Here is a 12,932-nt window from a genome sequence, read left to right as displayed (position 1 = left end):
GAAGGTGAATTCAGTACATCAACGGGCGCGCGCCGGAACCATCGTCGAGCCTCTCGCCGACATGCGAGAGGCTCCACGCGGGATATCGGATCAGCTCAGCCGGGCGAAGAACTGGCGGATATCGGCGATCAGCACCTCGGGGGCCTCGTGCGCGGCGTAATGTCCGGCCGCGTCGTTCGCGCTGGTCGAATGCACCGACGTCACGTCGTAGGCGTTCCAGCTCACGATGTTCTTGTGATCGCGCTCGGCGAACCGCCGGATGGACTGGAAATCACCCTTGAACATGGCCAAACCGGTCGGGACGGTGGTCGGTTCGGTCGGCTGCTCGCTGTGCGCGTCCTCGTAGTAGAAGCGCAGCGCCGAACCGGAAGTGCCGGTCAGCCAGTAGATGGCCACGTTCCCGATGACGAAGTCGTAATCCAGTGACTCACCGAAAAGCTGTGCGTTCCAGGCCAGCAGGCCGGTCGGGGAATCCGCCAGCGCGAAGGCGATGGTCTGCGGCTGCTGGCTGTGCAGGTTGTTGAACGACATCTTGTTCTCGTAGAACCACTGCAGATGCGCCAGGCCGGCCATGTCCTCCTCGGACAGGTCCGCCATCTCGGCCGGATCGCCGGACGGGAACGAGAACAGCTGCGTCACATGCACTCCCAGCACCCGGTCGGGGGCGATGCGGCCCATTTCGGGGGCGACCATGGAACCGCCGTCATTGCCGATGGCGCCGTAGCGCTGGTAGCCGAGGCGATCCATCAGCTCGACCCAGGCGCGGGCGGTGCGGTACCGGCTCCAGCCGGTGCTGCGGGTCGGGCCGGAGAAACCGAAACCGGGCAGCGACGGGATGACCAGGTGGAAGGCCGGATCCTCGGCCGATTCCGGTGCGGTGAGCGGGGCGATGACATCCAGGTATTCCAGGATCGAGCCCGGCCAGCCGTGCGTCAGGATGACCGGGGTGGCATCTTCGCGCTCGGAGCGAATGTGCAGGAAGTGAATGTCCTCGCCCTCGATCTCGGTGGTGAACTGCGGGTACGCGTTCAGCTTCGCCTCCAGCGCCCGCCAGTCGAAGGTTCCGGCCCAGTACTCCGCGAGATCGCGGACGCGGCCGTTGGGCACGCCGTACGCGTCGGCGACGCCGGGCAGCTCGTTGGGCCACAGCGCCTTGTGCAGCCGGTCGGCCAGATCGTCGAGCTGGGCCTGCGGGACGTCGATGCGGAAGGGGCGGATGGCGTTCATCATTCTCTCCTTGGTGGAACGGAATGTTTCGTTCTGTTACCAACCATAGCGGAAGGGATCATTCCGTTCAAGTGCTATTCTGAAATCATGCCGAAGTCAGTCGAAGCCCCAGCTCAGCGCCCCTTGCCGGGCCGCAAGGCGCAGGCCGCCCGCAATGACGAACTCATCCTCGCCGCCGCCCGCGATGTCTTCCTCGCCGATCCCAAGGCCCCCATCGCGGCCGTCGCCGAACGCGCGGGGGTCGGTATCAGCGCCCTCTACCGCCGCTACCCCGGCAAGGAGGATCTGCTCCGTACCCTCTGCTATGCCGGGCTGAATCGCTACAACGTGGAAGCCGAAGCGGCCCTGGAGGATTCGGACGGCTGGCAGGGACTCGTCGGTTTCCTCGAGCGCGTGGTCGACGCCGACGTGCATTCGCTGACAACACATCTCGCGGGCACCTTCACCCCCGACGATTCGATCCTGCCCGCGGTCATGCGCTCGGGCGAACTCAATGACGAAATCCTGCGCCGCGCCCGCGAATCCGGCCGCCTCCGCCCCGATATCACCACCGCCGACCTGGGCCTCATCCTGGAATCCTGCGCCGCCATCACCCTCCCCGACCCCACCCGCACCGCCCAACTCCGCCGCCGCATCCTCGCCCTCCTCATAGACGGCCTCGCGACCCCCGGACCCCTCCCCGGCCCCCCACCCGCCCCCGGCGAATTCGCCCACCGCTGGCGTCCGAACAGCCGGTAAGGTCGCGGCGACTCGAAGTGTGAGGGGAAAGCGTGAATCAGGACCCGGCCGGAATCCCGCCGCAGGAACCGGTGCATCTGGCCAAGGACGGCTATCCGCCGCCGCCACCGGGGTCCTATCCGCCGGGCACGCAGCAGGCGGGTGCGTATCCGCCGGGCTCCTATCCACAGGTTCCGCCCGGATACGGACCACCCGTATATGGACCCGCCCCCGGTTATCCGGTGCAGGAGCCCCGACCCGGTGGTGGTGTCAGGGTTCCGTTGTGGCTGTTGGTCGCGCTGCCGATTTTGCTGGTCGTCGTAGTGGTCATCGCGGCCGCGGCCGTGATCTACGTCAGCCGCGGCGATGATGAGACCGCGGCGTTGCCGGTGACCAGCACGCCCGTGCTGACGCTGCCGACGGGAACGACCCTGCCCGCGCCTCCGCAGCGACCTGCCACGGTGAGTTGTAGCTATCTCCCCAGCCCGTTCCCGGGACAGAAAGCTACGGACTCGCCGAAAACCGATGGCGTCCCGGCGAACAAGACCGGCATCGGATACGAGATGGCAACGGGGCAGGGCCCGATCGGTCTCCTGCTCAACAGCGCCGAATCACCTTGCACGGTAAACAGTTTCACCAGCTTGGCGGCACAGCACTACTTCGACGGCACGAACTGCCATCGGCTGACCACCTCGGAGGGTCTGAAGGTTCTCCAGTGCGGCGACCCCACCGGCACCGGAACCGGCGGCCCCGGTTACCAATTCGACGACGAATACCCGGTCGACAGCTACAGCGGCCTGACCGACCCGACCCTGGTGACTCCGATCATCTACCCTCGCGGCACCCTCGCCATGGCCAATGCCGGACCATTCACCAATGGCAGCCAATTCTTCCTGGTCTACGCCGATTCCGAACTCCCACCCGCATACACCGTCTTCGGAACGGTGGACGCGCCCGGCATGGCGATCCTGGACAGGGTCGCCGCCGCCGGAGTCGCGGGCGGCGGTTCGGATGGCACGCCGAGCTTGGCCGTCCAGATCAATTCGATTGCCGCCAAATAGGTTTCGTAACCGTCAGAAGTTCGGGAGGTTCGAGGTGGAGCTGCGGCAACTGCGGTACTTCGTGACCGTGGCGGAGGAATTGCATTTCGGGCGGGCGGCGGAGCGGTTGCATATCGCGCAGCCCGCCGTCAGTCAGCAGGTGCAGCGGTTGGAGCGGGAGCTGAAAGTTCAACTGCTGGAACGGTCTCCGCGCAAGGTGAGTCTGACCGAGGCGGGGATCAGGTTTCTGCCGGGGGCGCGGGCGGTGCTGGCGGCGGCGGATCAGGCGCGGGCCTCGGTGGCGGAGTTGGCGGGGGAGCGGGCGACGGTTTTCCGGATCGGGACGGTGAGCGGGCTGGGGGAGCGGCTCGACGCGGTGCTGGACGGATTCGCCGAGCGCGCGCCGCAGGTGCGGGTGGAGTTGGTCGCGGTGCCGGTGCAGGAGCGCATGCGGCAGGTCGCGGACGGGCGATTGGATGTGGCGTTCGTGCGGTCGCCCGCACCGGGGGAGAGTCCGGAGCTGGATTTCCTGCCCGCCTGGGAGGATCCGCTGGTGGTGGCCTTGCCCGCCAGGCATGCGCTGGCCGAACAGGAGGCGGTGCGGATCGCCGATCTGGCCGCCTTGCCATTGCGGATGACCGAGCGGCGGAACCATCCGGCGCTCGTTGATCTGGTGCTATCCGCTTGTCAGCGTGCGGGTTTCGAGCCGACGCCCGCACCGGCCGCGGGGAATTTGCAGGACACGCTCGCGGCGGTCGGCACCGGAATCCCCATGTGGACAGTGATTTACGCGTCCAACGCGCGACTTGTGCACAACTCGCGCGTGGCGTTCCGGCCCTTCGCTGAGCCGGGGATGAGCCTGCCCATCGGACTCGCGGTGCGGGCGGACGCGGTCTCGCCGCAGTTGAACCTGCTCGTCGAGCTGATTCACGATAAGGATCGCTTATCGCAGCGCTAACGCACTGGCCCTTGGCCGGGCGCCCGCACTGCGGTGAACTGTTCTCAGGCCGCCGGAAGATCCGGAAAACCGGAGGCGGCCAATCGAATTCACCATCGCGTATCGAGGAGAACAGTCATGCCCATCGTCACCATTCAGCAGGGTCCCCGCACCGTCGAACTCAAGCGCGATCTGGTGCGCCGCGTCACCGACGCCTTCGTGGACGCGCTGCAGATTCCGGCCGAGGCCGTCCAGGTGTGGATTCAGGAGGTGCCCACCGACAGCTGGGCCATCGGGGGCACCCTCACCGCCGACAAGTAGTCAGCTGGTCAGCTCCTGTACCTGACCGAACAGCGTCACGATGCGCGAAATGCCGTCGACGCTGCGCAGCGAAGCCGGGATGCGCCGCATCAGGCGTTCCCATTTGCTCGCGGCCCGAGCCACATTCGGCTCGGGCCGGTCGAGCTCCTCGATGAGTTCGGCCACCTCATCGGGATGTGCGTCCGGGCCCCCGGTGGCGGGCAGCCGGGCGCGCAAACGGTCGAGTTCGGACCGCAATTGCGCCAGCAGCGTGACCAGCTGTTCGGAATCGGTTCCGATATTGACCGTCACCGGCCCCTGAATGGCGCTGGTGTGGCCGGCCCCGCCGACCGGGGAACCGATGAAGGTTCCGCCCGAGACATTCGTTCCGCCCGCGAGATTGTCCGGCATGGCCTGCTCCTTCTAGGTGTGTGCGGGCGCGGGAGTGCCGACGACGGCGCTGCCGACCCCCACGGTGTGCTGCTGTCCGCCGACCGCGCTGCCCACGAACGTGCCGCCGCTGACATGGGTCGAATTATTGATCTGCACCACCGCGGATTCGAATCCTCCTGTGGCGATACCCTTTTCGCCGAGAAAGCGCTGCACCGCGTCGAAGATGCGGCTCTGCATGATGCGGTGATACCGCTCCACATCGGTGGCTTCGAAGAAATGCGTGTACTCGGTACCGGCCCCGGCCTCGCGCACATTGCGATCGGTGCCGAACGCGAACGCCGCCTCACCCGGGGTGCGCCAATTCCCGCGCCCCATTCCGGTCATATCCCGAAACCAGCGCCACAGCATGGCGATTCGCCCCGGCACACTGAGCGGCAGCAGCGCGAATTCGCACAGCGCCTGCCACAGTTCGGGCAGCAGCAGCGGGCGAATGGTGTCCACCGCGCGATGCGCCGGATCGATCGGCGGCAGCGCGTAGGTCTGCCATTCCAGATACAGGGTGCGCTGTTGATAACCGACGTGCAGGAATCCGGAGACGCCCAATTGCCGTTCCCAGCCCTCCACCCGGAAGCAGCGGTAGTAGCGCAGCCATTCCGGTGAACTGTCCGCCAATGTCGCCCAATCAGTAAGGCTCAGTTGCGGATTCGTATGTTCGAGCAGTTGCCGCCGCAGCGGTTCGGCGGCCGGATAGTGCAGTAGGAAATCCGAGGACAGCACCGCCCAGTGCGCGATGTGCAGATCCTCGAAACGCCAGCCCGGCGTCAGCGTGGGCGTCTGCCGCAGCGCCATGAGATCGGCGGTGACGTAATCCTGTAGTGCGATGGGCGCGAACGTGGGCACCTCGGGCACGGTGCCGTTGGCGGCGGACCGGTCCGCCGGATACAGCTCCAGGGTGATGGACCAGGACCATTTGGGCAGGTGAATCCCGCTGCCCACGAACGGATCGTAGCCGCGATACACCACCAGTTCGGCCGGGCCGAACGATGTGGCGCGGGCATCGGCCTCACCGTAGCGCCGCAGCCGATCGGTGAACGCCCCGCAGGCGCGCTGCACCGCCGGACGCGGTGTCGCATCCGGATCGAAGACGCCGAATCGGAAATGGTTGTCCAGTACCAGGCGGCGCAGTAGCGCCTGGGTCAACAGCGTGCCGAACAGTATGAGCTGCACCAGGATTACCGCCGCGAAGACGGCGTCATCGGTGGCGACGCCGACGCTGTCCGAGGACAGCCCGGTATCGGAGCCGCCGCTCGCCAGCAGGGTGGGCCCGAGCACGGCGATCCCCACCACCAGGAAGGCGAGGCCCCACAGCAGGTACGTCAGCCACCAGTGCACCCAGCGCGGCACCCGGCCCCGATCGTCGCCGAGCATCTTCCAGGCCAGCAGGGTCACCGCGGCCGCCGCGAGTTTCCAGGCCAGCGCCGAGGCCAGCCATAACGCGGCCACCGGCGGCGCGAGGACCGCGAGCACGATGAGTAGCAGCAGCAGAACGGCATTGGTGACGACCCGCCGCACCCGCGCGGTGAGCGCCTCCCGCAGGACCAATTCCGAGCGCAGCCCGGTGGTCGGCGGTATCGCGCGCAGCGGTTCGCTGATGTGCTCGTCGATGAGATCGTCGGCGAGCCGGTCATTCAGGTGTACCGCCGAGGCGAGATAACGCGTCGCCTCGTCGGTGGCAGTGGTGGCCCGGCGGGTCATAATCGACCTGCCGCGGCGTTATGTCCGTTTACCGGGAAATGCGAAAAGCCTTCGCCCACAACCAGTCCCCCTACCGTGGTGCGTTTGCATATCGACGGTAGCAAGGTCATTCGCGAGCTGCGCTGTTTCCGGAAAACCGGTGCGGGCGGCAACCGCCCGCACCGATTCGAATCCAGGCCGAATCAGGAAACGACGGGCAGATACACCTGATTGCCGGTCGTCGCGAATTCCGCCGACTTCTCCGCCATCCCCGCCTCGATGGCGGCGACATCGGTCAGCCCCTGCTTCTCCGCGTATTCGCGCACATCCGCGGAAATGCGCATGGAGCAGAACTTCGGACCGCACATGGAACAGAAGTGCGCGGTCTTGGCGGGCTCCGCGGGCAGGGTCTCATCGTGATATTCGCGCGCGGTGTCCGGATCCAGCGACAGCGCGAACTGATCGTGCCAGCGGAATTCGAAGCGCGCCTTGGACAGCGCGTCATCGCGTTCCTGTGCGCGCGGATGCTGCTTGGACAGATCGGCGGCGTGCGCGGCGATCTTGTAGGTGATGACGCCGACCTTCACGTCATCACGATTGGGCAGACCGAGATGTTCCTTCGGCGTGACGTAGCACAGCATCGCGGTCCCCGCCTGCGCGATGATGGCGGCGCCGATCGCCGAGGTGATGTGGTCGTACGCGGGCGCGATATCGGTGGCCAGCGGGCCGAGGGTGTAGAACGGAGCCTCCTCGCACAGCTCCTCCTCCAGCCGCACGTTCTCCACGATCTTGTGCATCGGCACGTGGCCGGGGCCCTCGATCATCACCTGCACGCCATAGGATTTCGCGATGGTGGTGAGTTCGCCGAGGGTGCGCAATTCGGCGAACTGCGCCTCGTCATTGGCGTCCGCGATGGAGCCCGGGCGCAGGCCGTCACCGAGTGAGAAGGTGATGTCGTACTTCGCCAGGATTTCGCAGAGTTCGCGGAAGTTGGTGTACAGGAACGATTCCCGGTGATGCGCCAGGCACCACGCCGCCATGATCGAGCCGCCGCGCGACACGATGCCGGTGACGCGCTTGGCGGTGAGCGGCACATAGCGCAGCAGTACGCCCGCGTGCACGGTCATGTAATCCACGCCCTGCTCGGCCTGCTCGATAATGGTGTCGCGGTACAGCTCCCAGGTGAGCTTGGTGGGATCGCCGTTCACCTTCTCCAGCGCCTGATACAGCGGTACGGTGCCGACCGGAACCGGCGAATTCCGCAGAATCCATTCGCGGGTCTCGTGAATGTTCTTACCGGTGGACAGATCCATGATGGTGTCCGCGCCCCACCGGGTCGCCCACACCATCTTCTCCACCTCATCGGCGATGGAGGAGCTCACCGCCGAATTGCCGATATTCGCATTGATCTTCACCGCGAACTTCTTGCCGATGATCATCGGCTCGGCCTCGGGGTGATTGTGGTTGGCCGGAATCACCGCGCGCCCGGCGGCGACCTCCGCCAGCACCAGCTCCACATCGACGCCCTCGCGCGCGGCGATGAAGCGCATTTCCGGGGTGATGATCCCCTGCCGCGCCCACGCCAGCTGCGTGCGCGGTCCGGGCACATCGGGTTTGGTCCAGGAGTCGCGCAGCTTGGGTAGCCCCGCCTCCAGATCGATGACGGCGTTGTCGTCGGTGTACGGCCCCGAGGTGTCGTACACGTCGAACTTCTCGCCATTGGTGAGGTTGATGCGCCGCACCGGAATCCGCAGCGTCGTGCCGTCGGCCTCCACCTGCTCGTAGTGCTTGACGCTGCCCTGGATGGGGCCGGTTGTCACGGTGTCGACCGGGGCGGATCCGCCCTTGGACACGACAGAACTCGATGACATGTGAATCCTCCCTACGCCGGCATTACCCGGTCAGGTTCATACGGTCGACGGCCCTGCTCCGCCCGATAGGGCTAGCCGTCCTCTCAGCCCGCTGGTGCGAGCCCCCGTTGGCAAAAATGGTTGATTACCGCCGCCGACCTTACCGGGTAGCCGAATCGCGTGAGGCGTGGATTCACACAGTCCTGGACCGCTCGATCAGCGTTCCTGTGGTCCGATCGGCCAACCGAGCGCCCCGAACGTAGCGTTCAGGCTGATCTCGGTCTGGGTGGCGAGAGCGTCCAGGTTCGCGAGCATGGTGACCACGTTCTCGGTGCGGCAGCCCACCGGATCGGGTGCGCCCGGGACGAACCGGGACTTGATCCAGTTGAAGGCATCGGCCATGCCGAGCGTGGTGAGGGTGAGGTGCTCGCTGAGGTGATCGCGCTTGTAGTAGACCGAGGTGCCGCCGTCGCACCAGCGCCGCACCAGGCGGTCATTGGTGTACCAGGGCACGGCCTCGTCGTAGACGCCCTGATAGACCATGGTCGGCGCGGTGGGCGGATTGTCGCCCAGCACGGTCGAATCGAAGACCTCCTTGACCTCCGGCAACGCCAGGAAATCGGCGATCGGGATGGTCAGCAGCCGCTGATAGTCGGTGAACATCAGATTCAGCACATTGCGCACCAGGCACTGGTCGGCGGTGCGATCCATGACCGCTTTACCTTCCGGCGTCAGATAGCGCTCGGTGGCCTCGGCGAACTTCGGATAGGCGTTGCGCAGTGACGCGATGCCGACGCCGATCAGACTCGCGAACATCGAACCATTCACGTGCAGAAGCGATTCCACGTCGGACACGGGTGCGCCCATGGCGATGCCCTTGATATTCAACTCGGGCGCGTAGGTCGGCTGCATTTCCGCGGCCCAGCCGCTGCCCATTCCGCCGCCGGAGTAACCCCACAGTGCGACAGGGGTATTCGCGCCGTCCAGTCCGAGGGGCTCGAACGCCTCGGCCGCGCGCACGCTGTCCAGGATCATGTATCCCGGTTCCTTGGCGACCGCGAGATGGCCGTGAAGCCCTTCGTAGTCGGGGATATTGATGGCGTAGCCCTGGCTGATAGATGCCGCCAGCTCGAGGTACTCGGCCGTGGAGTGAATGCCTTCCAGCGCGGGCAGCCCGCCACCCTGTTGCAGGATGTACGACGGCGCGCAATTCGGCGAGGTGCTGTCGTAGAAGAACTGATGCGAAACCAGCGGGCGGCCGTGAGAAGTGTTGGCCCCCTCCGGAATTGCCACCGTGGTCGCCGCGACGGTCGGCTGCCCGAACAGATCGGTGGTGCGATACAGCAGCTGCCAGGCCCGAATGTGCACCGGCAGTACGGTGAGCACCGCCAACTGCACCGGGCGCGAGCGCAGAATACTGCCCGGATCGGCCGCCTCGAATCCGTCCGGCGCACTGTAGAACGGATCGATATTCACCGGTTGCGGTTGTGCCGCAGCGGTTCCGGCCGCCGCGCTCCCCAGCAGTACCGCGACCGACGCCGTCATTGCCGTCGCGAGCGCGGCGGCGGTCCAGCGCCGCCACCCCCTCGTTCGGCGATCCCCATTGATTGCCACGTCCATTCCCTTTCATCGACGTGACGACGATTACAACACGACGCCGAGTTACCAACAAGATGCCTTTCTGAAACACTGACGGCTATCGTGTGGGCATGACCCGCAGCAAACCAGCCGCGGCGCCGGACCGAACCCCCGTGCGACGCCGGATCCGCGGCCTCGACGCGGACGAGCGCAGCGCCCAGCGCCGCCGCCAGTTGCTCGCCGCCGCCACCGAACTCTTTGCCAGGCAAAGCTATTCGGGCACCTCCATCGAACAGATCTGCCAGGCGGCATTCGTCGGCACCAAAGGCTTCTACGACCACTTCGAGAGCAAGGAAGCCTGCTACACCGCGCTGCTGACCCAGATCACCGAACAGATCCAGCAACGGGTCGCCACGGCGGCCGCCGAAACCGCCGGGCGGGACTGGGATGAGCGCATGCGCGCCCTCGTCGCGGCCTTCGTGCACGCCATCGCCGACGACCCGCGCCTGGCCAAGGTGACCTTCGGTGAGGCGGGCGGCATCTCACCCGCGGTCGAGGCGCAGCGCCGAAGCAACCGGCGCTGGGGTGCGGCCTTCTTGAATCAGCAATGGCCCCAGGGTGATTCGCTCACCGAGCGGCAGGGGCTGGCGCTCTGCCTGGCCACCATCGGCGGCATGTTCGAACTCGTTGCGGATTGGCTGCACCACCACGACGACGGCGGGAATCAGGATTCGGTGGAGACCCTCACCGAGGATCTGACCCGATTCATCGCCGTCGTGCACACCGGCCGGATGGCTCAGTCGACCAGTACCGGGGTCGAAACCGACTGAGCGGGAGCGTGTTCCGCGGGCTCCTCTTCGAGCCCGATCCGCTTGTGCAGCGCCGCGAGCGGTTTGGGGGCCCACCAATTGCCGGTGCTCATCAGACGCATGAGCGCCGGGGCGAGCAGTCCGCGGATGACGGTGGCGTCGGCGATCACCGCGAGTGCCAGGCCGATGCCGAACAGCTTCATGGCGGTCACCTCGGAGGTGGCGACCGCGAGCAGTACGACCGCCATCAAACCCGCTGCGGCGGTGAAGATTCGGCCGGTGCGCGCGACGCCGAGGGCGACCGAGCGGGTATTGGCGGCGGCGCCGCGATCGGAGGCGAGCCACTCCTCGCGAATGCGGGAGAGCAGGAAGACCTCGTAGTCCATGGACATGCCGAAGGCCAGACAGAACATCAGGATCGGCATGAACAGGTCGAGACTGCCGGTGGGGGTGAAGCCGAGTACACCGGCGAGATGGCCGCTCTGGAAGATCCAGATCATCGCGCCGAAGGTCGCCGTCAGCGAAAGCACGTTCAGCAGTAGCGCTTTCACCGGGAGCACCACGCTGCCAGTGAACAGGAACAGCAGGATGAGCGTGATCACCGCGATCAAACCGGCCGCCAGCGGGAGCCGGGAGATGACCGAATCCATGGTGTCCTCGTTGAGCGCCGCCGCGCCGCCGAAGAGCACCGCGCCGGGAGCCGGAACCGCGCGCAGGGCACGGAGTTGGGCTTTGCCCTGTTCGGTGAAGGGCGCTTCCTTCGTGCCGACGGACAGATACGCGCCATCCGGTCCGGCCATCTGCGCGATGCCCGCCGCCACCTTGCGCACGCCGGTATCACCGTTGGCGTACACGCCGTCGCTGGAGAGCACCGCGGGCACACCGGGCACGGCCGCCAATTCCATGGCGTACTGGCGGATTTCGGTGGTGTCGCCGTGGAATCCCGGCAGTACCACCACCGCGCTGGAGGCCATATTCGCACCGAAATCCTCGCGCACCGCGTCACCGACCTGGCGGCTGGAGGCGAAGGTGCCGATCATCCGATCGTCCGGGGTGCCGAAATGCGCTGACAGGAACGGGGTTCCGAGCAACAGCAGAATGGCGGTGGTCGCCACCGCGACCGGCAGCGGACGCTTCATCACCCCGGAAACCAGCCGGTACCAGCCGCTGTCCTCCGGTCGCACCGCGGTCCGCTCGCCGCGACCGAGCACGCGCCGCAGGGGTTTGCGCAGATCCCAGGCATTCACGCGATCGCCCAGCAGGATCAGCGCCGCGGGCAACAGCAGTACCGCCGCGCCGACGGCGGCCGCCACCACCGCGACGCCCGCGTAGGCGAACGATTTGAAGAACGGCTGCGGGAACACCGCCAGCGCCGCCAATGCGAGCGCCACGGTCAGCCCGGAGAACACCACGGTCCGCCCGGCGGTCTGCACCGCGCGCTGAATCGCGGCCCGGGTATCGAGGCCATTGCCGAGTTCCTCGCGATACCGGCTCACAATGAACAGGCTGTAATCGATGGCCAGCGCCAATCCCAGCGCGCTGGTCATATTGAGCGCGAAGATCGATACGTCCATGAACAGCGTCATCAACCGCAGAATGCCGAGTGTGGCCGCGATCGCGAAGAAGCCCACCATGAGCGGCAGCGCCGCCGCGATCACACTGCCGAACACCAGCACCAGCAGGATTCCGGAGACCGGCACCGCGATGGCCTCGGCCAGGATCAGATCCTTCTCGACCTGATGATTGATATCGGCGAAGGTGCCCGCCATACCGCCGACCCGCACCTGCACGCCGTCGCGATCACCGTCCAGCCGCCCGCTCAGCGCCACCGCCCGGTTCTGCACCTCGTTATCGGTGCCGAGCACGGTCGCCATGATGAGACCGCGTTTACCGTCGGTGCTGCGCAGCGCGGTCGCCAGATCCGGGCGGGCCGTCAGGTTCGTCCAATAGGACTGCACGCCGGTCACATTCGAATCCCGGCCGAGCACATCGGCGATGCTCTGCGCCTCGCGCCGCGACTCCGGACTGTTCACCCCGCCGTCGGAGGTGACCATGACGATCAGGTTGGGATTGCCGCCCGGGAAGTGCTCGTCGATGAAGTCATTGGCCCGCACCGATTCCAGCTCGGGCGTGAGGTAGCCGCCGCCGACCATATGCGATTTGGCGGTGGCGCCGAAGCCACCGCACACGATCATCAGCAACAGGGCGGCCACCAGGACGGCGCGGGGCCGGGACATGGCGAACCGGGCGAGACTGGTCAACATTGACGCACATCCTCCGAGGTCTGGACCTCGGAACGGTAGCGTTCCAGATCTCGCCGAAGCGATGGACAGTGACCATGGTCATG

At 66.4% G+C, this 12,932-nt stretch carries 11 protein-coding genes and 1 riboswitch; of the genes, 5 read left to right on the top strand and 6 right to left on the bottom strand.

Annotation, left to right across the window (positions count from 1 at the left end; translation table 11 throughout):
- Window positions 1-90 precede the first annotated feature (90 nt).
- Window positions 91-1,227, bottom strand: a complete 1,137-nt coding sequence (locus ACFC0O_RS22455; protein WP_375960883.1) for an epoxide hydrolase family protein — start codon at window positions 1,225-1,227, stop codon at window positions 91-93.
- Window positions 1,228-1,314: 87 nt separating this feature from the next.
- Here ACFC0O_RS22455 and ACFC0O_RS22450 point away from each other — a divergent pair, with 87 nt between their 5' ends.
- Genes ACFC0O_RS22450 through dmpI form a run of 4 tightly spaced genes read left to right on the top strand, consistent with a single transcriptional unit; the run spans window position 1,315 to window position 4,242 of the window.
- Window positions 1,315-1,965, top strand: a complete 651-nt coding sequence (locus tag ACFC0O_RS22450; protein ID WP_375960881.1) for a TetR/AcrR family transcriptional regulator — start codon at window positions 1,315-1,317, stop codon at window positions 1,963-1,965.
- Window positions 1,966-1,997: 32 nt separating this feature from the next.
- Window positions 1,998-3,005 carry a peptidylprolyl isomerase gene (locus ACFC0O_RS22445; RefSeq protein ID WP_375960879.1) on the top strand — a complete coding sequence of 336 codons (1,008 nt, stop codon included), beginning with the start codon at window positions 1,998-2,000 and terminating at the stop codon, window positions 3,003-3,005.
- A 34-nt stretch (window positions 3,006-3,039) separates the two neighbouring features.
- Window positions 3,040-3,942: a LysR substrate-binding domain-containing protein gene (locus ACFC0O_RS22440; protein ID WP_375960877.1), complete on the top strand. Its 903-nt coding sequence runs from the start codon at window positions 3,040-3,042 to the stop codon at window positions 3,940-3,942.
- Between the two features lie 33 nt (window positions 3,943-3,975).
- Window positions 3,976-4,242: a 4-oxalocrotonate tautomerase DmpI gene (gene dmpI / locus ACFC0O_RS22435; protein ID WP_364649677.1), complete on the top strand. Its 267-nt coding sequence runs from the start codon at window positions 3,976-3,978 to the stop codon at window positions 4,240-4,242.
- Here the strand turns inward: dmpI and ACFC0O_RS22430 are convergent, their stop codons facing one another.
- From ACFC0O_RS22430 to ACFC0O_RS22415, 4 genes are all read right to left on the bottom strand, one after another.
- Window positions 4,243-4,632 (bottom strand): hypothetical protein, encoded by a 390-nt coding sequence (locus ACFC0O_RS22430; protein ID WP_375960875.1) that lies wholly within the window; start codon window positions 4,630-4,632, stop codon window positions 4,243-4,245.
- Window positions 4,633-4,644: 12 nt separating this feature from the next.
- Complete coding sequence (locus ACFC0O_RS22425) at window positions 4,645-6,369, bottom strand: hypothetical protein (RefSeq protein ID WP_375960873.1); 1,725 nt, start codon at window positions 6,367-6,369, stop codon at window positions 4,645-4,647.
- Window positions 6,370-6,551: 182 nt separating this feature from the next.
- A complete protein-coding gene (thiC, locus tag ACFC0O_RS22420) occupies window positions 6,552-8,219 on the bottom strand; it encodes a phosphomethylpyrimidine synthase ThiC (RefSeq protein WP_375960871.1) in 1,668 nt (555 codons plus the stop codon).
- A riboswitch (TPP riboswitch) is annotated at window positions 8,211-8,337 on the bottom strand. (Overlaps the previous gene by 9 nt.)
- 77 nt (window positions 8,338-8,414) lie before the next feature.
- A complete protein-coding gene (locus ACFC0O_RS22415; protein ID WP_375960869.1) occupies window positions 8,415-9,812 on the bottom strand; it encodes a lipase family protein in 1,398 nt (465 codons plus the stop codon).
- A 95-nt stretch (window positions 9,813-9,907) separates the two neighbouring features.
- Here ACFC0O_RS22415 and ACFC0O_RS22410 point away from each other — a divergent pair, with 95 nt between their 5' ends.
- Complete coding sequence (locus ACFC0O_RS22410) at window positions 9,908-10,606, top strand: TetR/AcrR family transcriptional regulator (protein WP_375960867.1); 699 nt, start codon at window positions 9,908-9,910, stop codon at window positions 10,604-10,606.
- Here ACFC0O_RS22410 and ACFC0O_RS22405 read toward each other — a convergent pair.
- Window positions 10,573-12,849, bottom strand: a complete 2,277-nt coding sequence (locus tag ACFC0O_RS22405) for an MMPL family transporter (protein ID WP_375960865.1) — start codon at window positions 12,847-12,849, stop codon at window positions 10,573-10,575. The genes ACFC0O_RS22410 and ACFC0O_RS22405 overlap by 34 nt on opposite strands.
- Window positions 12,850-12,932 lie beyond the last annotated feature (83 nt).

It is taken from the genome of Nocardia sp. NPDC056100 (assembly GCF_042266325.1).
Taxonomy (GTDB): Bacteria; Actinomycetota; Actinomycetes; order Mycobacteriales; family Mycobacteriaceae; genus Nocardia.
The sequence above is the reverse complement of the archived record's forward strand: the minus strand, read 5'-3'. Positions and strand labels throughout refer to the sequence as shown.